Raw genomic sequence first — 26444 nt, forward strand, 5'->3', positions numbered from 1 at the left:
AAGCAATTATAGCATTTTTTTGGATGAGTATGCATAGATATGGAATTAGCTTGTACTATTTAAATGCCGGAGGAATGCAGATGAATTGGTATCAGTTAGATGCAGAAAAGGTAGAGGAGAAGCTTCATGTATCAGCAGACAGAGGGTTATCAGGAAAGCAGGCTAATGAGCGGAGAAAACAATATGGTGAAAATATTCTGGAAGCAAAGAAAAATACATCCAAATGGTTGATCTTCCTAAAGCAATTTCAGGATTTTATGGTCCTTGTTTTGCTCGCTGCTACGCTAATTGCTGGATTGCTTGGAGAATTTGTTGATGCTATTGCGATTATGGTTATCGTATTAGTCAATGGTTTTATCGGTTTTTTCCAGGAACAAAAGGCAGAAAATTCCCTGGAAAAGCTAAAAGAATTATCAGCTCCAATGGCAAATGTGCTGCGTAATGAGAGCTGGGAGAAAATATCCTCAAGAGAAGTAGTTGTAGGGGATATTGTTAAGGTAAATAGTGGAGACCGTATTCCTGCTGATATTCGTATTATTCGATCAAATGGGATGGAAACAGAGGAATCCGCACTAACTGGTGAGTCTCTTCCCGTTGCGAAACATGCAACAGCAATCATTAAAGATGATCTGGATGTACAGGATCAAGTCAATATGGGCTTTATGGGAACACTCATTACAAGAGGCTCAGGTGTAGGTATCGTTGTTGGAACTGGTATGAACACGGTGATGGGGCAAATTGCATCTTTGATGGCGAATACGAAAAAAATGATTACACCACTAGAAATGAAACTAGCAGAGCTCGGAAAGATATTAATCGTTGTCGCTATACTCCTTACTGTACTTGTTGTAGGCCTCGGAGTGATACAAGGACATCCAATGTATGAGATGTTTCTGGCAGGGGTTTCGTTAGCGGTTGCTGCGATACCAGAAGGTTTGCCGGCAATTGTGACAGTAGCCTTGTCACTAGGTGTGCAACGTATGATTCGTAAAAAAGCACTTGTAAGAAAATTATCAGCTGTAGAGACGCTTGGCTGTGCATCGGTGATTTGCTCAGATAAGACGGGAACAATGACTGAAAACCAAATGACTGTAAAAGAAATTTTCCTGAATGGGGAATACCTTTATGTTTCGGGAGATGGCTATCAGACTCAAGGTGACTTTTTCCTGCATCGTGAGAAAGTAGAGCCTTCATTGCCAAATTTAGAAACGATGCTTTCATATGGAATGCTTTGCAATAACGCTTCGATAGTAGTGAAAAAAGGGAAAAATTATATTGATGGAGATCCAACGGACGGTGCACTTCTTGTTGCGGCAAAAAAATTCGGACTGACAGATGAGCTTGGTAAAAAATTTCGGATCATTAAAGAGTTTCCATTTGATTCAGACCGAAAACGAATGAGTGTGGTCCTAGAAGACGAAAATCAAATGCGCTTTTTAATAACGAAAGGTGCACCGGATGTACTCTTACCTAGATCAGCCTTCTATATGGATAAAGATAGTCGAAAGCTATTAAATAAGGAAAACAAAGCACTTATTGAAGGTGCAATAAATGAGATGGCAAATAAGGCCTTACGAACAATTGCCATTGGTATAAGAAACATTTCAAATAATGTGTCACTAGATTCAGCTCTATTGGAAGATGAATTGACGCTTATTGGTTTATATGGTCTGATGGACCCTCCAAGAAAAGAAGTAAAGTCTGCAATTAGAGAGTGTAAGGAAGCTGGAATTAAAACAGTTATGATTACAGGTGATCATGTCAATACAGCTAGAGCAATTGCCGAAAACCTACAGCTGCTTCCGACAGATGGACTTGTCCTTGAAGGGCATCAGCTTAATCGAATGTCAACAGAGGAGCTTAGCAATGTAATCGAGGATACGTATGTCTTTGCTCGGGTTACACCAGAGCATAAGTTAAAGATTGTAAAAGCTTTTCAAGAAAAAGGACATATTGTTGCAATGACTGGAGATGGCGTTAATGATGCACCAGCAATTAAAGCAAGTGATATCGGGATTAGTATGGGTGTTACTGGTACAGATGTAACAAAGGAAGCGTCTTCCTTGATCTTAATGGATGATAATTTTGCTACAATCAAGTCCGCTATTCAAGAAGGAAGAAATATCTATGAAAACATTCGGAAATTTATTCGATATTTACTTGCTTCTAACGTAGGTGAAATACTTGTTATGCTATTTGCGATGTTACTAGGAATGCCTTTACCACTTATTCCGGTACAGATTCTATGGGTGAACTTAGTAACAGATGGTCTTCCGGCAATGGCCCTTGGGCTAGACCAAGCGGAAGAAGATGTGATGAAGCGTTCACCAAGGAATCCTAGGGAAGGTATTTTTTCAAGAGGTCTAGGCTATAAAATTATTAGCAGAGGGATTTTAATCGGGATTGTTACGTTGATTGGATTTATGATTACGTATCAAAATAATCCGGACAATTTAATGTTTGCTCAAACAACTGCTTTCTCAACTCTTGTTCTGGCACAGCTAATTCATGTGTTTGATTGCCGGAGTGAACATTCTGTATTTGCTCGAAATCCTTTTGAGAACATTTATCTTGTTTTTGCAGTAATTTCATCCTTGCTTTTATTATTAGTAGTCATATACTGGCCGCCTTTACAGCCGATTTTCCATACTGTCAGTCTATCATTGAGAGATTGGTTGCTAATTATCGGATTAAGTGCAATCCCAACCGTTTTATTCGGCTTCACAAAAAAATAAGCAACACCATTCTGCCTGATAATGTGCAAAACTAACATTTTCGGGCTTTTTATTGTTTGTTTTCATCGTAATTGTAGGGAACTGTGAATTAAAATCGCATTTGTGCAATATTTGCCGTCCGGGATTACAGCGGGTGGATGCGCACTTTAGGGCACGGCTTCAGCCTCTCCGGAAGAAAACCACTTCCAACGAGTCTTCAGACACATGGTCAAAGTTCGAAGAGGCTCACGGGTCACCAGCGGAAAGTGAAGGGTTTTCCGGAGCGGAGTAGCGCGCAATTCATTATTACGTGCTTTCGTTCGCTGTTTATATCTATTATGTCATGTGAAATTCGGAGAGATTGTCGAAATGAAATGGTATAATAGGTTTATAATTCTTGAGATTAACGTATAATAAAGGATGGATGTGATTGACATGCCGTTAAGCATGACGGGTTATGGAAGAAAAGTATTACATATCGAAAATACGATGGTTACAATTGAAATTCGCAGTGTGAACCATCGGTTTCTTGATATAGCAATCAAACTACCACGGACTTTTTTATTTTTAGAAGATAAACTAAAAAAAACCGTTCAATCTCAGTTTACTCGAGGGCGAATTGAGGTTTATATCAGCATTGAAGGAGATGGGTTTTCCAACCGAACGCTACAAGCAGATTGGGAATTAATAGATCAGTATGTGACTCATCTCGACAGAGCAAAGCAAAAATACCACTTGAATGGTGAGATTCCACTAACAGTTTTATCATCAATGCAAGACTTTTTTCATATTAAGGATACTGGTGGTTCTTTGGAAAAAGTACATCAGCTTATTCTGGAAGGAACATTGGATGCATGTAAGCAAGTTTCGGTTATGCGACAGGAAGAAGGAGTCTATTTAACAAATGATTTGACAGAAAGGCTCCGTTCAATCACTGAAACGGTGTTACAATTGCGTACGAAAAGAGATATCGTACGTAAGGAATATCAAGAAAGAATTATGGAACGTATTCGTGTTTATGTAGATGATGAAATTTCTAAAGATGGGAAATTCTATCAAGAAATTGTCTTGCTGGCAGAAAAAGGGGATATTACAGAAGAAATAACAAGACTATTAGGTCATATCGAGCATTTTGAGAGAACGATGAATAGCAAGGAAGCCGCAGGTAGAAAACTTGACTTTATTATTCAAGAGATGCACCGAGAAGCAAACACAATTGGTTCAAAATCAACTGATGTTTCAATCAGTGAATGGACAGTTTCGCTCAAAAGTATGATCGAAAAAATGAAGGAACAAGTGCAAAATATAGAATAATAAAGGCTTTGTCTGAAAACCATTGTGAGCAAATATAGTTAATATAAAATAATGCTTCAATTCATATCAAATTCCTTGAAAGATATGCAATAAACCTTTACTGTTTTATTTTTTAGTGTAAATTTCCACTAGGATAAAGTATAATATATATAATCTTGCCTTGATAATAAGATTGTATATAGATTTTTTACGGTATGTGAATAAAATATATAAAAAACAAAGCGAAATTTGTTGGCAGATAAGTTAGTCTAAACCTTTCTTATTTGCATAAGTGCAATGAAGGCATTTACTGGTGCATGCCAAGTTTTCTAAGAACTTTTGCAAGGGGGAAGTCAGTTGAGCTTGAGTTTAATTAATATCGGTTTTGGAAATGTGGTGTCGGCAAATCGTATTATTTCGATTGTGTCACCAGAATCTGCACCGATAAAACGGATTATTACAGTGGCTAGAGAAAATAATAAATTAGTAGATGCTACATATGGAAGACGAACTCGCGCTGTGATCATAACAGATAGTGACCACGTCGTTCTATCTGCTGTTCAGCCGGAGACGGTTGGACAACGGGTAATTAGCAATGATGAAATTTCAGATGAATAGATTATCCATCTATTCTTTAGAGCTTTAGGAGGTACTATGTTGATTGAAGAGAAAGGGATTTTATTTATTCTTTCTGGTCCTTCAGGTGTTGGTAAAGGAACAGTAAGAAAAAAACTATTTGAGGAAGCATCGGAACTGCAATATTCCATTTCGATGACAACAAGAGATATGCGCCCGGGTGAACTCGATGGAATCGATTATTTTTACAAATCCGTTGAAGAATTCGAGACGCTAATAGAGCAAAATCAGCTATTAGAATATGCGAAATATGTAAGTAATTATTATGGTACTCCACGTAAATATGTTGAAGAAACGTTAGCCAAAGGGCAAGATGTCTTTTTGGAAATTGAAGTGCAAGGTGCCTTACAGGTAAAAGAGAACTTTCCTGAGGGCGTATTTATTTTTCTTTTCCCGCCGAGCCTCGAAGAACTTAAAAATCGTATTGTGAATCGTGGTACTGAGTCACAGGAGTTAGTGGTTAATCGATTGAAGGAAGCTCGAAAGGAAATTGAAATGATGGATGCTTATGATTATGTTGTTGTAAATGATCGTGTTGAGCATGCGGTAGACAAGGTAAAAGCAATTATTAAAAGTGAGCATTTAAAACGAGAACGAGTTGCTAAACAGTATAAAAAAATATTGGAGGATGAATTAAAATGATGTTAGAACCATCAATTGATGCATTGCAAGAGAAAATAAAATCAAAATATACACTTGTTACGTTGTCAGCAAGACGAGCAAGAGAATTAAGTGATACAAAGGATATGATGATTGAAAAACCAAAATCTCATAAGTATGTTGGAATGGCGTTGGAAGAAATAGAAGCTGAAAAATTATATATTGCAAAAGATAATAAATAATGAAGTTTACCCTCCGTTCTTTTCTCACGGAGGGTATTCTTGTCATTGCGTCATTTATAAAGTAGCTTTATACAAGATATATGTATTGCGATATGTTATAACTAAATTAATGCAATAGTTGTAGTGTGATAATAAAAAATGCGTCTTGAACGAATGAAAAAAAACAGAAGATATACTGTTCTTTAATTGACAGAAAACCAACTGAGCCTAAGGTAGTGCTTATAATAATTAATAGTGTAACTACATATCATCGCATTTGAAGGCAATTGCGAACTAACTGCTTTGGTAGGAGCAACTGTCGCCGTCCGGAATCGCTTCAGACGGATGCGCACCTTAGCGCACGGCTTCAGTCTTTCCGGAAGAAAACCACTTCCCGTGAGTTTTCAGACACGTGTTATTCCCGCAGGACAAGGAATGCTCCGTCAGCTTTTACATCGCACGAAGAAAATTGGTTTTTATTTTAGAGGAGTCACCGGCCTACGCTCATCCGGACTGGTTAGAGCAACGCTTTTGTTTTTGATAACGTTGTTGTAATAGCCAATAAGCCAGTACGAGCGAAGTGTATTTCCAAAGCAGTGCAAAGGCTCTATACCCCATCGCACATTTGTTCGCAGTTTAATCCTGTTATGTAAAAACAACAACTTTATTTTGATAGGAAAAGTACTCGTAGTCCAATTTTTTACTAAACTTGCTTAAGTACAAGGATAGTATGTTTTAGGGATGTTTCCAACTAGATATTAGGTTTGAAAGGGGTAAAATAAATGGTTAATCAAAAAAATATTCTACTCGGAGTTTCTGGTGGAATTGCCGTGTATAAAGCATGTGCGCTTGCCAGTAAATTAACTCAAAAAGGCGCAAATGTGAAAGTAATGATGACAGAAAGTGCAGCTAAATTTGTTTCACCATTAACGTTTCAAGCTTTATCAAGAAACCCTGTATATATTGATACATTCGATGAAAAAAATCCAAAAAAAATTGCTCATATTGACGTTGCAGATTGGGCAGATATTGCAATTATTGCACCCGCGACCGCAAATATAATTGGTAAACTTGCAAATGGCATTGCTGACGATATGTTATCAACAACACTATTGGCTACGGAAGCGGATGTTTACATTGCACCTGCAATGAATGTTCATATGTATGCCCATCCTGCAGTTATACAAAATATGAAACAACTTGAGGATTGGGGCTACCACTTTATCGAACCCGGAGCAGGTTACTTAGCCTGCGGGTATGTTGGAAAAGGTCGATTAGAAGAACCTGAAAGTATAATTGCAGCAGTTGAAAGTCATCAGCTTAAAGAGCAAATGCTTGCCGGAAAAAAGGTGCTAATATCGGCTGGTCCAACACGTGAAAAGGTTGACCCTGTACGCTTTTTTACAAATCGATCCTCAGGAAAAATGGGTTATGCACTTGCAGAAGTTGCTGCAGAACTAGGTGCTGAAGTGACACTTGTTTCTGGTCCTGTTTCGGAGCGTATTTCACACCCAAAGGTTAAACGGGTTAGCGTATTGACTGCTGAAGATATGTATAAAGCAATGCACGCACATTTTGCAGACCAAGATATTGTGATAAAAGCTGCTGCTGTAGCAGATTACAGACCAAAACTTGTACATGAACAAAAAGTTAAAAAACAAGATGGTAATTGGCAAATTGAAATGGAGCGTACGAAAGATATTCTAAAATCACTTGGTGAAATGAAAACAAATCAATTCTTGGTAGGGTTTGCTGCTGAAACAAATAACCCACTCGAATACGGAGAGAAAAAGTTATTGCAGAAGCATTTAGATGCCATCGTTGTGAATGATGTATCAGCAGAAGGTGCGGGTTTTGAAGGGGATACCAATATGGTGACCTATTTAAATAAAGCGATGCATCAAGATGAGGTTTCTATAGCTTCAAAAAGGGAAGTAGCAGCAAGAATCTTAGAATTTATTGACCGTGATATGAAGGATGAATGAATTTGAATATAGCTAGAGTTATTGTTGATGTACCGTCAAGTTCAACGAACCAAACGTTTGACTATGTAATACCTGAAAAATTTCAAGAAATGCTTACAGTAGGGATGCGTGTAATTGTCCCCTTTGGCCCCCGTAAAATCATGGGGTTTGTTGTAGATAGAGTAAGTGAATCTTCTTTTACCAAACTAAAAGAAATCATAAATGTTTTAGATTTCACACCAGTGTTGACAGAAGAATTGCTTGAACTCGGAAAATGGGTGGCTAATGAGACGCTTAGCTTATCGATTACTGCATTACAAGCAATGCTTCCGCAAGTATTAAAGTCGACCTATGAGAAGGAACTTGTGCGTATGACAGAGGAGCAGCTTCCTGAAGCGTTTGAACTATTATTTGCTGGTCGAGACTACATTCCATTTGCGGAGTTTGAAGCAGCCTCTATTCGTTACTACCAGCTTCAAAAGTTAATTGAAGCAGGAGATATTTCCGTTGATTATCTTGTGAAATCTCGTATTACCAAAAAGCATGTAACAATGGTTAAACCTACAAAAGATATGTACTTGTTAGAGGAAGCATTACACGATTTAAACAAAAATGCGAAAAAGCAAAAACTCCTCCTTTCGTTTTTTATGGAATATGAAAAGCCGATTGAACAGCAGGAATTATTAAAGAAAGTAGGGACCACCAAAAGTACAGTTAAGACGCTCGTTGATAAAGGTTTGCTGGAAACCTACCAACAGGAAGTAATGCGTGACCCCTATCAAAATCGTGAATTCGAGAGAACAACACCACTGACTTTAACCAAACAACAAGAGGAGGCAATTGCACCGATTAATGATGCAGTTCAAGCGGACAAGCATGATGTTTTCCTGATTCATGGGGTTACAGGCAGTGGTAAAACAGAAATTTATTTACAAGCGATTCAAGAAGTCTTGAATAAAGGGAAAGAAGCAATTGTACTTGTGCCGGAAATTTCATTAACACCGCAAATGGTCAACCGGTTTAAAGGCAGGTTTGGCTCCATGGTTGCTGTAATGCATAGTGCGCTTTCAGCAGGAGAAAAATATGATGAATGGCGCAAAGTTCAGCGAAAAGAAGTGAAAGTCGTTGTCGGGGCTCGTTCAGCCGTTTTTGCTCCATTCGAGAATTTAGGAATTATTATTATTGATGAGGAACATGAAACGACCTATAAACAAGAGGATCAGCCACGCTATCATGCGCGTGATGTTGCTATTCATCGCGGGAAAACCAATAGCTGCCCAGTTATTTTGGGAAGTGCCACTCCAGCTTTAGAATCTTATGCAAGAGCCAGTAAAGGCGTTTACCAGCTAGCAACTTTAAGTGAGCGGACGAATCAGATGGACATGCCGGAAGTGAAGATAGTTGATATGCGGCAGGAGTTACATGCTGGAAATCGTACAATGTTTTCCAGAGACTTAATGGAAAAGATGGAACAATGCCTTGAAAATAGGGAACAAATCGTATTGTTGCTTAACCGAAGAGGCTATTCAACTTTTATCATGTGTCGAGACTGTGGACATGTAAAAGAATGTCCACATTGTGATATAGCTTTAACGTATCATAAAAACAGTAATCAAATGAAATGTCACTATTGTTCTTATGAAGAAAGGGTACCTGTTGTCTGCCCAGAATGTGAAAGTGATTTAATTCGCTATTTTGGTACAGGGACACAACGTGTGGAGGAATCATTAACAAAGCTTCTACCTGAAGCAAGAGTGATTCGTATGGATGTTGATACTACTAGAAGAAAAGGCGCACATGAAAAGCTGTTAAAGCAATTCGGGGAAAAGCAAGCAGATATATTATTAGGAACACAGATGATTGCGAAGGGGCTAGACTTTGAGAATGTTACACTAGTTGGTGTTCTGACAGCAGATTCAATGCTGCACCTTCCAGACTTCCGTTCATCAGAGAAAACATTTCAACTGTTAACGCAAGTAAGCGGTCGTGCTGGAAGGCATGAACTTCCTGGAACGGTAATCGTTCAAACATATACACCAGAGCACTATAGTATTGAGCTGGCAAGTCAGTATGACTTCCAAACCTTTTATAAACGGGAAATGGCTATGCGTAAAGCTTTTCAATATCCACCCTATTATTTTTTAGCACTTGTAACGGTTTCTCATGAGAATCAAGTGAAAGCTGTCCAGACAACACAACAAATTGTCCAAATGCTTTCGCAGCATGTCGGAGATGGAACGGTATTATTAGGGCCGACACCGTCTCCTATTCCGCGGATCAAAGATAGATATCGCTATCAATGCATGATAAAATATAGAAACGAACCAAACTTACGAACCTATTTAAATAAATTAAAAGCTATTTTTGCAGACGACATACGGAAAAACGATTTGCTAATTACCGTCGATATGCAACCTTACCATATGATGTAAGACAAGCTATTGAATAGAAAGAAGGCTATAAAATGAAACGAATTGTTTTTATGGGTACACCGGATTTCTCTGTTCCGGTTTTACAAACACTAATTAATTCTGAATATGAAGTTGTGCTAGCTGTTACACAACCAGATCGTCCTAAAGGGAGAAAGCGTGTTATTACGCCTCCTCCAGTTAAAGTAGAAGCAGAGAAAGCAAATATTCCAGTATTTCAGCCAGAAAAACTTAAGGATGAATACGAAGAAATTCTATCCTACAATCCAGATTTGATCGTAACTGCTGCATATGGCCAGTTGCTGCCAAACGAATTGCTTGAAAATCCACCATATGGCTGTATTAATGTACATGCATCATTATTACCAGAATTGCGTGGTGGAGCTCCAATCCATTATGCAATCATGGAAGGAAAGAAAGAAACAGGAATTACCATTATGTACATGGTTGAAAAATTAGACGCTGGAGATATTCTCACGCAACGAGCAGTTCCGATTGAACGAGATGATCATGTTGGGTCAATGCATGATAAATTATCGCAAACAGGCGCATCGCTTTTAATGGAGACCTTGCCAAAGCTCTTCTTAAATGAATTGCAACCAAAAAAACAAGACAACTCAAAAGCTACGTTTGCATCAAACATTAAAAGAGAACAGGAAAAAATTGATTGGAACCAAGATAACATCGCTATTTACAATCAAATCCGCGGCATGCATCCATGGCCAGTTGCATTTACGACATATGAAGGAAATGTGATGAAAATCTGGTGGGGAAATCCCGTTGAGACACTATACGACGGAAGAACTCCGGGTGAAATTGTTGAAAAAATAGGTACAGAAGGATTTGTCGTTGTTTGTGGGAACCAAAAAGGGATAAATGTAACAGAAATTCAGCCCGCAGGCAAGAAGCGAATGTTTGTAAAAGATTACCTGCAAGCTTCAGAAGATCGTATTAAAATTGGAACGGTATTAGGTGAATAATATGACAGTATATCAGCTGCGAAACACAATTCTGGATTTATTACTTCGCATTGAGAAAGATAGTGGATTCAGCCATTTACTAATCGACAATGAGATGAAATCCAAGCGAATTGCTCCAAAAGATGAAGGGCTATTAACAGAAATTGTTTATGGTACAATTCAGCGGAAAATGACTTTAGACTATTATTTAGACAGTTTTGTGAAGAAAAATAAGAAAATGGATGCCTGGGTTCGTATGCTATTACGAATGTCTGTGTATCAAATGGTTTACCTAGATAAAGTTCCTGATCATGCAATAATTCATGAAGCAGTGGAAATTGCAAAACAGCGTGGTCATAAAGGAATTGCTTCTTTTGTTAATGGTGTATTACGTAATATACAGCGTAACGGTGTACCAGATATAAAAGGGATCAAAGATGATGCAAAAAGGCTCTCTATCGGGACAAGCCATCCCGAATGGCTTGTGGAACGATGGATGACAATGTATGACTATGAAACGGTTAAAGCGATGTGTGAAGCCAATCTGACGAAAAAGCCGATTGCCATTCGAATTCAACCGATGAAGATTACGAGAGAGAAAGCGATGCGCAGTTTAGAAGATCTTGGCTTTGAAACAAAAGCATCTCTTTTTTCAGAACAAGGTATTATTGTGGAAAAAGAGAACATTCTGCATACGGAATTGTTTCGACAAGGCTATGTAACAATTCAAGACCAAAGCTCGATGCTTGTTGCAGAAATGTTAGAAGTAGAACCAGGCATGAAAGTACTGGACGCATGTAGCGCACCAGGCGGTAAAGTAACGCACATCGCTGAAAAAATGCGGGATGAAGGGGATATTCATGCATTTGACCTGCACAAAAAGAAAGTTAAGCTTATTGATGATAAAGCGCATCAACTGGATTTGACGATTATTGATGCTAAACCTGGCGATGCTAGAAAGCTTGATGAACTCTATGAGGAAGCTACCTTTGATCGAATTTTGATTGATGCTCCTTGCTCTGGATTAGGAGTAATCCGTGGAAAGCCAGAAATCAAATATCATAAAAACGAAGAAGATATCAAAAGGTTAGCGGTAATTCAATCGGAAATACTTGAACATGTAGCACCATTGCTTAAAAAAGACGGATTGTTGATTTATAGCACATGTACAGTCGATGTGTTAGAAAATGAAAAAGTAGTGCAAAATTTCCTAGCTAATCAGCATGACTTTCAAATCGATGAAACGTTTTTTGAAACATTACCAGCTACATTAAAGTATGCACAAGGAATAACTGATATTGGTCTACAGTTATTTCCTCATGATGGGACGGATGGATTCTTCTTAACACGCTTGAAAAAAAATTAATAAATTTGGTTCTTTTATTGGGAAAATTGTGCAATACTTTAAATGACGTTTTTAACCTGAAAATAACACGTAATTTACGTATATATTACTTGAAAGCAAGGGGGGAATAAGATGGAAGGTTATTTTCTAACAGATCGTGGTAAGATTCGGGCTCATAATGAAGATTCAGGTGGTCTATTTTATAATACAGATGATCAGCTAATTGCGATTATCGCTGATGGAATGGGTGGTCATCAGGCGGGAGATGTAGCGAGTCAGCTTGCTACAAAATTAATGAAACAAAAATGGCAAACAACAGATCGCGTAAATGCTCCAGATAAAGCCGAAGTATGGCTATCGGATACCATTTCAGATGTGAATCAATCTATATATGAACATTCGTTGCAAAACAAGGAATGTGAGGGAATGGGCACGACCATTGTTGCGGCCATTTGTACAGACGAATTTTTAACCATCGCACATGTAGGTGATAGCCGTGGCTACCTTTTAAATGAGAATGGTTTTAAACAAGTGACAGAAGACCACTCATTAGTAAATGAGCTATTACGTTCGGGACAAATCTCAGAACAAGATGCAGAATGGCATCCAAGGAAAAATATAATATTGAAGGCTGTGGGTACGGAAGAAACTGTTTCAGAAGATATATTAACCGTAGAATGGGAGGCAGGAGATAAGCTACTCCTCTGTTCTGATGGTTTGTCCGATAAGCTGAGTGAACAGGAAATGGCTGCTTATTTAACAGCAACGGGAGACTTGAAAGAAACAGGCTTGGAGATGATCAGATTAGCCAATGAACGAGGCGGAGAAGATAATATTACACTTATTCTCTTACAACATGGATCTTCGTTGGAAGCGGGTGAAGATGAATGAGAAGTGGTCACCTTTTAAATGAGCGCTATAAGATAATTGAAAAAATTGGCGGAGGTGGAATGGCGAATGTATTCCTTGCACGGGATACGATTTTAAACCGTGATGTTGCAGTAAAAGCGTTGCGTATGGAGTATATCCATGATGAAGAATTTATTGCACGCTTTGACCGGGAAGCGCAGTCAGCTACAAGTCTCTCCCATCCGAATATCGTTAATATTTTCGATGTAGGTGAAGAGGATCAAGTCCTCTATATGGTTATGGAATATGTGGACGGAATGACACTAAAGGAATACATACAAAATAATGGTCCAATTGATGTGCGTGTTGCATTGGATATTATGAAGCAACTAATATCTGCAATTGCGCATGCTCATGCAAACGATATTGTACATCGCGATATTAAACCGCAAAATATTTTAATTAACAGCTTTGGCCAGGTGAAAGTAACTGATTTTGGTATTGCTATTGCGTTAAGTGCAACATCTTTAACGCAAACAAATTCAATACTCGGATCGGTTCATTATTTATCTCCAGAACAAGCCAGAGGCGGTATGGCAACAAAAAAGTCAGATATCTATTCAATTGGAATTGTTCTCTATGAGCTATTAACAGGTAAACTTCCATTTTCAGGACAATCTCCTGTATCAATTGCATTAAAACATTTACAGACGAATACACCATCTGTAAGAAGGTTTAACCAAGATATTCCACAAAGTGTAGAAAATATTGTTTTGAAGGCGACTGCAAAAGATCCATTTCATCGGTATGAAAATATTTATGAGCTAGAGGAAGCAATTGAAAATGCATTACATCCCGATAAGCTGAATGAGCCTTTATACGCTCCACCAGTCGAGGTTGGAGAAGAAACAAAGGCAATTCCGATTATTACAGATCAGCAAATAGAAGAGGATATGGATCAGGCTACATTAGTTCATCAATTCGATGATGGCACAAAAAATTATCCTGAAGATCATCCAGCAGAAAAGAATGCAGGCAAAAAGGCTAAGAAAACGAAGAAAATAAAGGACAAAAAACCAGCCAAAATGAAGCCGCCTAAGAAAAAACGTGGCAAGAAAAAATGGATTATCATAATCGTTGTGTTACTTCTTCTTGCAGCAGGTATAGCAGCAATGTTCATAATTCCCGATCTGATGCAGCCGAAGGACATTATTGTCAAGGATGTTTCGGAGATGGAAGTTGAAGAGGCACGGGAAGTACTGGAAGCAGATAAATTTATTGTTGAGGAAGAGGAGACATACTCAGATGAAATTGAAGAGGGTCTAGTCGTACAAACGGATCCAAAGGCCGGAAGATCTGCGAAAGAAGGTAGTACTGTTACACTATTTGTAAGCCAAGGAAAAGAACGTGTGACATTTGAAGACTATGTAGGACGCGATTTTAGCCAGGTGAATCGATTACTGGAGGATGAAGGCTTTACGAATATAATAACCATTGAAAAGCATTCTGATAATCCAGAGGGCGAAATTATAACACAAATTCAGCCAGAACCAGGAAGTGAAGTTGTACCAAGTGAAGAAAGAGTTATTTTTGAGGTCAGCATTGGGCCAGAAGCGATTAGATTAAATAACCTCGCAGGAATGACGGAAGATGAGGCAAGGTCTTACTTAGAAGGTGAAAATCTTGTTATGAATGTGATAAAAGAAAATTCTGAAACGGTTCCTGAAGGAGAAGTCATTAGACAAGATCCAGCCTCTGGAGCTGAAGTGGAAGAAGGTTCAACGGTTAACGTGTATATTTCGAGTGGACCTGAAGCAAGGCCACCACGATCACACACAATAAGTCTTACTGTTCCGTACAATCCTGAAACAGAGGACGATGAGGAAGACCAAGGAAACGAAGGTAATCAAGGTAACCAAGGAAACGAAGGAAACCAAGGAAACCAAGGGAACCAAGGGAACCGAGGGAACGAAGGAAATCAGGAAGAAGATTCAGAACCCGTAGAACAGATTGTTCGCATTTATATTGGAGATGCAAACAACGAAATATCAGATGTGTACAGGGAAGAAGTAATTACAGAAGATCGTGAGTTTGAGTTTACATTAACGATTGCCCCTGATAGTGAAGCGGAATATACAATTACTAGAGACGACGAAGTCATACGAAACAGAACGGTTTCCTATGATGGCGAAGAGGAGTGAATCGATGGCAGAAGGAAGAATTGTTAAAGCTTTAAGTGGATTTTATTATGTGAAATCAAATAATATGATTTACTCCTGCAAAGGTCGGGGTGTTTTTCGGAATCGGAAAATCACCCCGCTTGTTGGGGATTTTGTAGAGTTCGAGGAAAGCAATCCCGGCGAAGGATATATTATGGAGATTAAAGAAAGAACGAACGAACTCGTTCGTCCACCGATAGCAAATATCGATCAAGCGATAATTGTTAGCTCTGCTGCTTCTCCGGATTTTAGCACTCTGTTATTGGATCGTTTTCTAGTGTTAATAGAATCGAAGGAAATAGAGCCGGTTATTTTTATCACAAAGATTGATTTAGTTTCTGCAGAAGCACGTCATGACATTGAAGCATATCAAGCTATATATAAGAAAATTGGTTATGCTGTCGAATTAATTTCATCCAAGCAACAAGATTTGCTTCCTGAATTGAAGCATTACTTCAGGAATAAAGTATCTGTTTTTGCAGGACAATCAGGTGTTGGAAAATCAACGCTTTTAAATGTATTAAAGCCATCTTTATTGCTAAAGACCGCAGAGATATCTAAAAGTCTTGGTAGAGGAAAGCATACGACAAGACACGTTGAACTGATGCAGGTAAATGGTGGACTTGTAGCAGATACACCTGGTTTCAGTGTGCTTGATTTTAATGAAATCGAAGCAGAATCATTATCAGATTGTTTTCCTGAAATGAGGGAGATACAAGAGTATTGTAAGTTCCGAGGCTGCATGCATTATAAAGAGCCTAAATGTGCTGTTAAGGAAGCGGTGGAAACGAACGATATTGCGCGCTTCCGTTATGATCATTATTTAAGTTTTCTAGAAGAAATACAATCACGAAAGCCGAGGTATTAATTATGACTAAAATTGCACCATCTATTCTATCGGCAGACTTTGCCAAACTAGGTGAAGAAATAATCGATGTTGAAAAAGGCGGGGCGGATTATATCCATGTTGATGTAATGGATGGACATTTCGTGCCTAATATTACAATTGGACCGTTAATTGTCGACGCAATCAAGCCAGTTACAAGCCTGCCGCTGGATGTCCATTTAATGATTGAAAACCCGGATCCGTACATTCCTGTATTTGCTGAGGCTGGTGCTGCCATCATAACAGTACATCAAGAGGCATGTACACATCTCCACCGTACACTTCAGCTAATTAGAGCAAATGATGTAAAGCCTGGGGTAGTAATTAATCCAGCAACACCAGTAGAAATGCTTAAACCTATTTTAAATGAAGTAGAACTTATATTAATTATGACAGTAAACCCAGGCTTTGGAGGACAGTCATTTATTCACGAAGCAGTAGAGAAAATTGAAAAATTATCCATGTGGCGTAAGGAATTAAATCTAGATTTTGAGATTGAAGTTGATGGGGGTGTAAACCCAGAAACTGCAAAATTGTGTACCGATGCAGGTGCTGATGTTTTAGTAGCTGGCAGCGCTGTTTTTGGACAAGCTGATCGACGTGAAGCGATTCAAGCGATACGTAATGCAACGAAAGGGTAATTATGATGAAAGTAGTAGCAATAGTAGGGAACGGACCATCCGGTTTGGTTCCCAATCTTCATTTGTTTAAAGACAAGATCGATAGCTGGATTGGTGCTGATCGTGGTGCATATTTGATAGCTGAGCAAAAAATTCCGTTAGAATATGCTGTTGGTGATTTTGATTCAATTGATAAACATGAAAGACAAGTAATTTCCAAAAATGCTGCATACATGGAAAGGCATCCAATCGAAAAAGACGAAACAGACATGGAAATTGCATTAAATCGAGCATATGCAATGAACCCTAGTAAAATATATTTATTTGGTGTCACCGGTGGCAGGCTGGATCATGAATTAATTAATATTCAGTTGCTATATACTATTTTAAATAAGGGTATTCAAGCTGTTATTGTGGATCAATCCAATCAAATAGAAATGCTGTCTCCTGGTATACATACAATAGAAAACCATGAAGCATACCCCTATATATCTTTAATCCCTTTTACAAAAGAAGTGGAAGGGATTTATTTATCTGGATTTTATTATCCTTTATCGAATACAACTATTTCATGGGGATCAACACTTTGCATCTCAAACAAGCTTCTTTCAAAAAAAGGTACTTTTTCATTTGATAAAGGCATAGTATTACTAGTAAAGAGTGGTGATACGATTTGAACGGTATGTTTGAATTGTAAAACAGGAGGGGTCCCTACTTATGAAATTCTATACGATTAAACTTCCAAGATTTGTCGGTGGATTTGTAAAAGTTGTAATTGGGATGTTTAAAAAAGAAAAATAATTGCCTAAGCTAGAAGGTTTTCGTTCATCTTTGTACACGCACTTATAGTTTCCTAAACATTAAAAAGCACCAGGTGCATTGCATCCGGTGCTTTTGGTCGTCTAATGTTAAGCTGACGCTCTGGTATATTATACGCGCTCTACTTTACCTGACTTAAGTGCACGAGCAGAAACATAAACTTTTTTAGGTTTACCGTCTACCATAATACGTACTTTTTGTACATTAGCTTTCCAATTACGTTTGTTGGAATTCATAGCGTGAGAACGAAGGTTACCACTGCGAGTTTGACGTCCAGTTACAACACATTTTCTAGCCATAATATTCACTCCTTACTCTATCATGTGTCAGTAATTACTTATACAATTTATCACAAGTAGACTAATAATGCAACGAATCTTTTTTTAAAATGTCAGATGGAGAGAGGATTGTGTCAATGGGATAAAGCGAAAATACTTGACAGATTATACGAAATCATTCATTGTAGTATGAGGTATTTTTAATTTTATTCGTATCATATTATAGTTGCTTTTAAATATGTTCTGTGTATAGTATAATTTGCTTATATTCTGTTTAAAGGTAATAAGAAATCAAAAGTATTAAGTACTATGATTTGCTTTTCATTCGATGCTTTTTGATATGTACGTTAAGGAGGATAATTATGTCCATTGAACTTCATACAACTGATGGTCAAGTAACAATTACAAATGAAGTTATCGCTACAATTGCTGGCGGAACTGCAGTTGAATGTTATGGAATTGTAGGAATGGCATCTAAAAGCCAAATTAAAGATGGAATTGCAGAGATTCTCAGAAAAGAAAATTATGCAAGAGGAATTGTAGTTCGACAAGAAGAGGATAAGTTGCATATTGATATGTATATTATTGTAAGTTATGGGACGAAAATTTCTGAAGTAGCAAATAATGTGCAATCACAAGTCAAATATACATTACATCAATCTTTAGGTTTATCCATCGACTCAGTAAATATTTATATTCAAGGAGTCCGTGTAGCAAAAGACTAGTTTTGTTTCGGGTTGTGGAGGAGGAAATTCAGTGACGGTAGAAAAGTTAGATGGCGTTACATTAGCACAGATGATACTCACTGGAGCACATCATTTAGCGAATAATGCCAAGAAAATAGATGCGTTAAATGTATTCCCAGTACCAGATGGTGATACGGGAACGAATATGAATTTATCGATAACTTCGGGTGCAAATGAAGTGAAACAACATACAAGTAATAATGCATCTGAGATAGCCAATGCTTTCGCAAAAGGACTGCTAATGGGAGCAAGAGGCAATTCTGGTGTTATTTTATCCCAAATTTTTCGTGGCTTTGCAAAAGGTATGGAAAAGAAGCAGGCATTGACGGTTGCTGATTTAGCTCAAGCATTCGATGCCGGTGTGGTTAGCGCCTATAAAGCAGTAATGAAACCTGTTGAAGGGACCATTTTAACTGTGGCAAAGGATTCAGCCAAGGAAGCTGTACGCCTGTCTGAGACAGAAAAAGATATTATTCTGTTCATGGAAAAGGTGCTTGCTGAGGCAAAAGCATCTCTAAAGCGTACGCCAGAGTTATTGCCTGTTTTAAAAGAGGTAGGAGTAGTTGACTCTGGTGGACAAGGACTTGTAACAATTTATGAAGGCTTTTTGGCTGCTTTAAAAGGGGAAGCATTACCGGCTGATACAACAGAAGTAAAGATGGAAGAAATGGTGAATGCTGAGCATCATAAAGTTAGCCAAGATTTCATGGATACGTCAGAGATTGAATTTGGTTACTGTACAGAGTTTATGGTGAAATTTGAGGATGATAAATTAGCAGAGTATCCATTTAGTGAAGAAAAATTCCGTAATGAATTAAGTGAGCTGGGAGATTCATTATTAGTAGTGTCAGATGATGAAATTGTAAAAGTTCACATCCATTCAGAAGAGCCAGGAACATGCCTTACAATGGGACAGCGTTTCGGAAGCTTGATCAATATGAAAATCGAAAACATGCGTCAGCAGCATGCGGCAATCGTTGGTGAAAAGTCACAAAATACAAAGAAGCAAAAAAGTAAGTATGGTGTTGTCACAGTAGCTATGGGAAGTGGACTAAAGGCATTATTTGAAAGTTTAGGTGTATCTGTGGTCATTGAAGGTGGACAAACGATGAACCCAAGTACACAGGATATTACGGATGCTATTCAAAAAGCAAATGCTGAGAATGTAATTATTTTGCCAAACAATAAAAATATTTGGATGGCAGCTGATCAAGCAGCAGAGCTTGCTGAGGGAAATGTAGCAGTTGTCGCGACAAAAACAATTCCACAAGGAATAAGTGCAATGTTGGCATTTAATTCGGAAGCTGGCATTAATGAGAATAAAGAAGCGATGGATGAAGCCCGTAAACATGTAAAAACTGGACAAATAACATATGCTGTAAGAGATACGCAAATTGATGGTATTACAATTGAAAAAGACAGCTTTATGGGTATTAATGAAGGTAAAATCGTTACAACACATAAAGATAAAACAGAAGCTGTTAAATTATTATTGAATGAATTAATTACAGATGAAGATGAAATATTGACTGTTTTACAAGGCGAGGATGTAGAAGAAAGTGAAGTTGCGGAGCTTGTGAACTATATTGAAGCAACATATGGGGATATCGAGGTTGAGATTCATAATGGTAATCAGCCCATCTATTCTTATATTTTCTCTGTAGAATAATGTTAAGGATTAAGATCGTGCGATAATGCACGATCTTTTATTGTGGATAAAACACTATAAAATTTGAATGCTGCGAATAATTTAGGAGCTGAGGCTTAGTTGGACTAGAAGCAGCCACACTTATGGACAGTCTGTATGTTGCAACGGCGTGTAAGGCAATAGAGGTGCATAAGACGAATCTTATCGATGAAACGATAAAACGTATCACGATTAAGGATTTTAAATTGTGCTCCTGATGCTGCTCAAATTTCTGCAGTTTTACTAAAGAGAAATGTTCAACATCAAAGAATATCGTTTTTGTAAACGAAAAGCTTGATTTCTCGCCAAAAATCTGTATCATAGATATAGTATTGAATTAATCATATATTGATTAAAGATTTATTTACACTCTCAAACTATTTTGTCTTTAGTTAATCTACTAACAGACGAAGTAGACAAACCTCTCTTTTCGTTGTTCAGAAGATCCACCGTCTTCATCAGTCCCTAACTGAAAATGAGCGACATGTATGACAAACTTTTATAAACCATTAAAAATTAAATACAGCGTACTACGTGGTTCTCCTATGGAATCGCTTATTTGTGATTGTTTTCACATAGTTTCAAGTATGATCAATAACGATTAATTTAAATACGAAAAAAATCTACTGTCTTTGAAGGGGCCAATATGATTAAAAGATGGTTCTTTGTGAACCAAGATTTCTTACATCTACTTCTGTAAACGGTATGCCTTTTAACTCTGTTAAATAATTTAATTTATAGGTATTAAACAGTGTGAAGGTTCCCAATAATAATACAAACATATTTTTAAAATTTAGTATTTGTTTTGGATTTTGAAGAGGTGGGAAAACTGGTTATAGCACAATGATAGTAAAAGGAGGAAATGAATAGATGCAATTATTACCGCGTGAAATGGACAAGCTCTTAATTGTAGTAGCAGCTGATCTGGCAAGACGCAGAAAAGATCGAGGTCTGAAACTGAATCACCCTGAAGCAATGGCATTGATTACATATGAGCTGTTAGAGGGTGCGCGTGATGGTAAAACGGTTGCTGAGTTAATGGAATTCGGAGCAACGATTTTAACGCGCGAAGATGTAATGGAAGGTATACCGGAGATGATTGATGATATTCAAGTTGAAGCTACCTTTCCTGATGGTACAAAATTAGTAACGGTTCATCATCCGATACGTTAAAAGGAGTGACAAAATGATACCTGGTGAATTGATTTTAAAAGATGAAGAGATCATCTGTAATCAAAATAAAATAAGCTCGAAAGTTACTGTAATCAATACTGGCGATCGACCAGTACAAGTTGGCTCACATTATCATTTTTATGAAGTAAATGAAGCGTTGATATTCAATCGTGAGGAGGCATATGGAAAACGATTAAATGTACCTGCGGGTGCAGCAGTTCGTTTTGAACCTGGTGATGAAAAAGAGATCGAACTAATTGATTATGCAGGTGCGCGCGTTGTATATGGATTCACAAATAAAGTTGATGGGCCATTAGAAGGTAGGGATTCAAAATGAGTTTTAAGATGTCCAGAGAGCAATATTCACAAATGTATGGACCGACAACTGGAGACTCGGTTCGGTTAGCGGATACAGACTTATTCATTCAAATCGAAAAAGATTATACGACCTATGGTGAAGAAGTAGTGTTCGGAGGTGGCAAGGTCATCCGAGACGGAATGGGACAGCATCCACTAGCTACTCGTGAAGAAGGAGTTCCAGATACCGTAATTACGAACGTGATTGTGCTCGATTATACAGGGATTTATAAAGCAGATGTTGCATTGCGAGATGGATTGATTTTTGCCATTGGAAAAAGTGGAAATCCGCTTGTTATGGACAATGTAGATATTGTTATCGGAGCTGCAACAGAGGTAATTGCAGGTGAGGGTAAAATTCTGACGGCAGGTGGAATCGATACACATGTTCACTTTATTAACCCTGCGCAAGTAGATGTTGCACTTACAGCTGGATTAACAACTTTAATTGGTGGAGGAACCGGACCTGGTGCAGGTTCGCGAGCGACTACGGTAACGCCGGGCGAATGGAACATGCATCGAATGCTTCAAGCTATTGAGGGACTTCCGATAAATATCGGTTTAACAGGTAAAGGTCACGCTGCAACAGCCGGCCCGCTTGAAGAGCAGATCCGTGCGGGAGCAATAGGTTTGAAGGTACATGAAGATTGGGGAGCAACACCATCTGCATTAGATCATTCATTAAAGGTAGCTGACGAATTTGACGTTCAAGTTGCCCTTCATGCAGATACATTGAATGAGGCAGGTTTTTTTGAAGATACGATGAGAGCAATTAAAAATCGTGTAATTCATATGTACCATACAGAGGGTGCTGGTGGCGGGCATGCACCAGATTTAATTAAATCTGCCGGTATGTTAAATGTGCTTCCATCATCGACGAATCCAACGATGCCATATACAGTCAATACAATTGACGAACACCTTGATATGCTAATGGTTTGTCATCACTTGAATCCATCTGTTCCAGAGGATATAGCATTTGCTGATTCACGCATTCGCAGAGAAACGATTGCAGCAGAGGATATCTTACAGGATATGGGTGTGTTCAGCATGATGAGCTCCGATGCACAGGCGATGGGACGTATTGGTGAAGTTGTCCTTAGAACATGGCAAACTGCTGATAAAATGAAGATGCAAATGGGGACAATGAAAGGCGATAGCAAATATGCGGATAATAATCGTGCTAAACGGTATATCGCCAAATATACCATTAACCCTGCAATTACACATGGAATTTCTGAATATGTCGGTTCGATTGAAGTAGGAAAGTCAGCCGACCTTGTATTATGGGAACCGCGCTTTTTTGGGGTAAAACCAGAGATGATTCTAAAAAATGGTCTTGCTGTACAAAGTTTGATGGGGGATGCCAATGCAACAATTCCAACCCCGCAACCAATGATTTATCGACCGATGTATGCTACAACTGGAAAAGCACTGGCAAAAAGTTCGTTTACTTTTGTATCACAAGCTGCTTATGACGATAACATTCAAGAAAAACTTGGACTGGAAAAAATGGTAAAACCGGTACGTGGGATTCGTCAGCTTACAAAGAAGGATATGAAGCTAAACACAGAAACGCCAGAAATTGATGTTGATCCACAAACGTATGAAGTACGAATAAATGGTGAAATAATTACATGTGATCCTGTTGACACGGTACCAATGGGTCAACGGTATTTCTTATTTTGAGGTGAAATGATTGATAATCGAAAAAATAGTTGGAAATATAAACGAAATGAATCAAGAAGAAATTAGTAAGCGACATAAAGAAAAGGTTTATCTTGAAAGTGCTCACCTAGTCAAGCGGATTCAACGAGTCGAAACAGATCATGGGAAAGAAATTGGAATTCGTCTAAGGGAGCCACGTGATTTAGTAGCTGGTGATGTACTATACATGGATGAAAAAAATATGATAATTATTGATGTGCTGTCAGACGATTTGTTGGTTATTAGTCCAAGAAGTATGCATGAAATGGGAACAATCGCTCACCAGCTTGGAAATCGTCATCTCCCAGCCCAGTTTGAGAAGGATGACATGCTTGTTCAATACGATTACTTAGTAGAGGAACTATTGCAAGAACTTGGCATTCCTTTCAAAAGAGAGGATCGTAAAGTGAACCAAGCGTTCCGACATATAGGACATAGCCATGATTGATCGTGCATTGGCTTTATTTCAGCTATGCGATTCAAATTTTCCTACGGGTTCTTTCAGTCACTCGTTTGGAATGGAAACATATATCCAAGAAAACCTAATTTTTGACAAAGAGTCCTTCTCCAAATGGCTAAAAGTGTATTTACATGAACAGCTCGTCTATTCAGATGGCTTAGCCTCGAAGCTTGCATATGAGGCACTAGTTGAAGACGAGTTGGACAAGGTATGGGAACTGGACCGGCTTTTAACTGTTCAAAATCTTGCGCGTGAATCACGGGTAGGTACACAGCGAATGGGAGAACAGATGATAACTATCGTAGAGGCATTATATAAAATTCCAATTACATCACAATATCGACAACGCATTAAAGAAAAGCGTTCATTTGGTCACTCCGCGCTTGCGTTTACAATCGTTGGTCATTATTTGCAAGTTGATAAGGAAATGACCATTCGATATTACTTATATTCAACCATTGCAGCGCTCGTTCAAAATGCTGTACGTGCGATTCCCTTAGGGCAAACGACAGGACAGCAGATAATCCACGAATTTCAGCAAGAGCTTAGTGTTGCAACGGCTAATGTAATGAAACTTGATAGTATTGATTTCGGAATTGTTTCACCAGGCTTGGAATTAGCTCAAATGCAACATGAACGTGTTAATATCCGAATTTTTATGTCGTAGTTTTAAGTGTGTGTTCAAGAGGAGAAAGAAAAGGTACGAGGTCGGCTAAGTCGCAACGTATTGGGATTTCGATGTTCAACATAGAATGTGGAGGTTTTTAGTCGAAGGTCCTTTGTTCTCGAACTGTCATTTTTACCGGACTTTTTGAACATCCTCTTTAATGAAATTTTATAAAGGAAGTGTTTGTATGGAACCAATTAGAATTGGAATAGGTGGCCCTGTTGGTGCAGGAAAAACGATGCTCGTAGAAAAACTTACACGTGCATTGGATGGAGAAATTAGCATGGCGGTTATTACGAATGATATTTATACGAAAGAGGATGCGAAGTTCCTTGTAGCAAATGGTATTTTGCCAGATGATCGAATCATTGGAGTGGAGACAGGTGGTTGCCCGCATACAGCGATTCGCGAAGATGCATCGATGAACTTCGCTGCAATTGAGGAATTGAAAGAAAAACATCCGGATGTTGAGCTGATTTTCGTAGAAAGCGGTGGTGATAACCTCGCTGCTACATTTAGTCCGGAGCTCGTTGACTTTTCGATTTATATTATTGATGTGGCACAAGGAGAAAAAATCCCGCGTAAAGGTGGACAAGGGATGATTAAATCTGATTTGTTTATTATTAATAAAACAGATTTAGCCCCATTTGTCGGTGCGAACCTTGAAATTATGGAGTCAGATACGAAGGTCTTCCGTGGTGATAAGCCATTTATTTTTACGAATTTGAAGGATAATGAAGGACTTGATAAGGTCGTAGATTGGATTAAAAAGCATGCATTGCTTAAGGGATTGGAGTAACATGACTGATTGGACTGGGATTCTCGAGTTAGACTTGGAGAACAGACAAGGAAGAACAGTAGCTAAAAAGGTTTATTTTCAAGGTGCATTAAAAGTGATGCGCCCTGTATATCTTAATAATTATAATTTTCCTTGTTATTACTTGCTAAATCCTGGTGGTGGCTATTTGGATGGCGATACGTACCGTATGAAAGTAACACTTGATGAAGGTGCCGAGGTTACGCTAACAACACAATCTGCAACAAAAGTGTATAAAACACCGAGTAAAGAAGCATACCAGGAAACAGAATTTCATTTGAAAAAAGATAGTTATTTAGAATATCTGCCAGATCCGCTGATTGCTTACCAGGACGCGCGTTACTTTCAGAAAAATACAATATATATGGAAAAAGGTGCAACATTGCTTTATTCCGATATTTTGACACCTGGATGGTCTCCGGAAGGAAAGCAATTCAGCTATGATCAATTACGGTTAATTAACGAGATTTATATGGATAATGAATTGATTGCCTTTGACCATATTAACTTAAATCCAGGTGCTCAAGAAATTGGTGGTCTGGGATTTATGGAAGGCTATACACATTTAGGCTCGTTAATTGTGATTGGGGAAAAGACAGATTCTGCTCTGCTTGATCTGTTATATGAAACAATTAATGAAGAAACGGCTGATATAAAAGCAGGTTTATCAGAGCTTTATGTACCTGGTTTTACTATAAGATTACTGGCTAATTCTACACAGGTTATTGAACGTGTTTTCACTGCTTGTCATCACGCAATAAGCAATCAATGGTATCAAATGAAGCCGAGTTTTCTAAGAAAATATTAACCTCGTCCGACAATCGAAAAGGTTGTCGGGCTTTTTTCATTGCATTACATTTTAGTATAGATTCATACTATTGGATAAAGAGGGCATTTCTGTTACAAGAAGCACTCTTTTTGTTATTTCAGATTAATAAACGTAAGCAACTAGTTCGTTTTTAAAACTGGTATTTCAAACTTGCTGCGCCTCTACGAAC

At 38.2% G+C, this 26444-nt stretch carries 25 protein-coding genes; 24 read left to right on the forward strand and 1 reads right to left on the reverse strand.

Translation table 11 applies throughout. The features are described 5' to 3' along the window. Positions 1-80 precede the first annotated feature (80 nt). From NYE61_RS00570 to spoVM, 15 genes are all read left to right on the forward strand, one after another. Complete coding sequence (locus NYE61_RS00570; RefSeq protein ID WP_118888948.1) at positions 81-2735, forward strand: cation-translocating P-type ATPase; 2655 nt, start codon at positions 81-83, stop codon at positions 2733-2735. 426 nt (positions 2736-3161) lie between these two features. Then, entirely contained in the window at positions 3162-4028 is an 867-nt protein-coding gene (locus NYE61_RS00575) for a YicC/YloC family endoribonuclease (protein ID WP_339316594.1), read from the forward strand. Positions 4029-4364: 336 nt separating this feature from the next. Next, positions 4365-4625: a DUF370 domain-containing protein gene (locus NYE61_RS00580; protein ID WP_095308538.1), complete on the forward strand. Its 261-nt coding sequence runs from the start codon at positions 4365-4367 to the stop codon at positions 4623-4625. A 39-nt stretch (positions 4626-4664) separates the two neighbouring features. Beyond that, positions 4665-5285, forward strand: a complete 621-nt coding sequence (gene gmk, locus NYE61_RS00585; RefSeq protein WP_095308539.1) for a guanylate kinase — start codon at positions 4665-4667, stop codon at positions 5283-5285. Then, positions 5282-5485, forward strand: a complete 204-nt coding sequence (gene rpoZ / locus NYE61_RS00590; RefSeq protein WP_095308540.1) for a DNA-directed RNA polymerase subunit omega — start codon at positions 5282-5284, stop codon at positions 5483-5485. Before gmk ends, rpoZ begins: the two co-directional genes overlap by 4 nt. Before the next feature lie 761 nt (positions 5486-6246). Continuing rightward, positions 6247-7449, forward strand: a complete 1203-nt coding sequence (coaBC, locus tag NYE61_RS00595) for a bifunctional phosphopantothenoylcysteine decarboxylase/phosphopantothenate--cysteine ligase CoaBC (RefSeq protein ID WP_095308541.1) — start codon at positions 6247-6249, stop codon at positions 7447-7449. Positions 7450-7451: 2 nt separating this feature from the next. Continuing rightward, positions 7452-9860 (forward strand): primosomal protein N', encoded by a 2409-nt coding sequence (gene priA, locus NYE61_RS00600; RefSeq protein WP_095308542.1) that lies wholly within the window; start codon positions 7452-7454, stop codon positions 9858-9860. 32 nt (positions 9861-9892) lie between these two features. Continuing rightward, entirely contained in the window at positions 9893-10837 is a 945-nt protein-coding gene (gene fmt / locus NYE61_RS00605; RefSeq protein WP_095308544.1) for a methionyl-tRNA formyltransferase, read from the forward strand. Position 10838: 1 nt separating this feature from the next. Next, entirely contained in the window at positions 10839-12182 is a 1344-nt protein-coding gene (rsmB, locus tag NYE61_RS00610; RefSeq protein WP_303448222.1) for a 16S rRNA (cytosine(967)-C(5))-methyltransferase RsmB, read from the forward strand. Positions 12183-12293: 111 nt separating this feature from the next. After that, entirely contained in the window at positions 12294-13052 is a 759-nt protein-coding gene (locus tag NYE61_RS00615) for a Stp1/IreP family PP2C-type Ser/Thr phosphatase (RefSeq protein ID WP_095308546.1), read from the forward strand. Continuing rightward, positions 13049-15211, forward strand: coding sequence for a Stk1 family PASTA domain-containing Ser/Thr kinase (gene pknB, locus NYE61_RS00620; RefSeq protein ID WP_339316598.1), 2163 nt, complete (start codon positions 13049-13051; stop codon positions 15209-15211). The genes NYE61_RS00615 and pknB overlap by 4 nt, the downstream gene beginning before the upstream one ends. Positions 15212-15215: 4 nt before the next feature. Further along, positions 15216-16097: a ribosome small subunit-dependent GTPase A gene (gene rsgA / locus NYE61_RS00625; protein ID WP_118888945.1), complete on the forward strand. Its 882-nt coding sequence runs from the start codon at positions 15216-15218 to the stop codon at positions 16095-16097. A 2-nt stretch (positions 16098-16099) separates the two neighbouring features. After that, positions 16100-16756: a ribulose-phosphate 3-epimerase gene (gene rpe, locus NYE61_RS00630; RefSeq protein WP_118888944.1), complete on the forward strand. Its 657-nt coding sequence runs from the start codon at positions 16100-16102 to the stop codon at positions 16754-16756. 2 nt (positions 16757-16758) lie between these two features. Then, positions 16759-17412, forward strand: coding sequence for a thiamine diphosphokinase (locus NYE61_RS00635; protein WP_339316601.1), 654 nt, complete (start codon positions 16759-16761; stop codon positions 17410-17412). 40 nt (positions 17413-17452) lie between these two features. Further along, positions 17453-17536, forward strand: a complete 84-nt coding sequence (gene spoVM / locus NYE61_RS00640) for a stage V sporulation protein SpoVM (protein WP_095308552.1) — start codon at positions 17453-17455, stop codon at positions 17534-17536. Positions 17537-17664: 128 nt separating this feature from the next. Here the strand turns inward: spoVM and rpmB are convergent, their stop codons facing one another. Beyond that, the gene (gene rpmB, locus NYE61_RS00645; protein ID WP_095308553.1) at positions 17665-17853 is read right to left on the reverse strand and encodes a 50S ribosomal protein L28; all 189 of its coding nucleotides are present in this window, start codon (positions 17851-17853) and stop codon (positions 17665-17667) included. A 341-nt stretch (positions 17854-18194) separates the two neighbouring features. Here rpmB and NYE61_RS00650 point away from each other — a divergent pair, with 341 nt between their 5' ends. The 9 genes from NYE61_RS00650 (at position 18195) to NYE61_RS00690 (ending at position 26254) form a co-directional block, all read left to right on the forward strand. After that, positions 18195-18557, forward strand: a complete 363-nt coding sequence (locus tag NYE61_RS00650) for an Asp23/Gls24 family envelope stress response protein (protein ID WP_095308554.1) — start codon at positions 18195-18197, stop codon at positions 18555-18557. Between the two features lie 31 nt (positions 18558-18588). Further along, positions 18589-20247, forward strand: coding sequence for a DAK2 domain-containing protein (locus tag NYE61_RS00655; protein WP_095308555.1), 1659 nt, complete (start codon positions 18589-18591; stop codon positions 20245-20247). 888 nt (positions 20248-21135) lie between these two features. After that, on the forward strand, positions 21136-21438 hold the full coding sequence (locus NYE61_RS00660; RefSeq protein ID WP_095308556.1) for an urease subunit gamma: 303 nt from the start codon (positions 21136-21138) through the stop codon (positions 21436-21438). A 13-nt stretch (positions 21439-21451) separates the two neighbouring features. Next, entirely contained in the window at positions 21452-21775 is a 324-nt protein-coding gene (locus tag NYE61_RS00665) for an urease subunit beta (protein WP_095308557.1), read from the forward strand. Then, the gene (ureC, locus tag NYE61_RS00670) at positions 21772-23484 is read left to right on the forward strand and encodes an urease subunit alpha (protein WP_095308558.1); all 1713 of its coding nucleotides are present in this window, start codon (positions 21772-21774) and stop codon (positions 23482-23484) included. The genes NYE61_RS00665 and ureC overlap by 4 nt, the downstream gene beginning before the upstream one ends. 10 nt (positions 23485-23494) lie before the next feature. Continuing rightward, a complete protein-coding gene (gene ureE, locus NYE61_RS00675; RefSeq protein ID WP_095308559.1) occupies positions 23495-23950 on the forward strand; it encodes an urease accessory protein UreE in 456 nt (151 codons plus the stop codon). Then, complete coding sequence (locus NYE61_RS00680) at positions 23943-24629, forward strand: urease accessory protein UreF (RefSeq protein ID WP_095308561.1); 687 nt, start codon at positions 23943-23945, stop codon at positions 24627-24629. Before ureE ends, NYE61_RS00680 begins: the two co-directional genes overlap by 8 nt. A 187-nt stretch (positions 24630-24816) precedes the next feature. Next, positions 24817-25428: an urease accessory protein UreG gene (gene ureG, locus NYE61_RS00685; protein WP_303448221.1), complete on the forward strand. Its 612-nt coding sequence runs from the start codon at positions 24817-24819 to the stop codon at positions 25426-25428. 1 nt (position 25429) lies between these two features. Beyond that, a complete protein-coding gene (locus NYE61_RS00690) occupies positions 25430-26254 on the forward strand; it encodes an urease accessory protein UreD (protein ID WP_303448219.1) in 825 nt (274 codons plus the stop codon). Positions 26255-26444: the final 190 nt, after the last annotated feature.

Source organism: Oceanobacillus sp. FSL W7-1304, assembly GCF_037969805.1.
GTDB classification, from domain to species: Bacteria; Bacillota; Bacilli; order Bacillales; family Amphibacillaceae; genus Oceanobacillus; species Oceanobacillus profundus.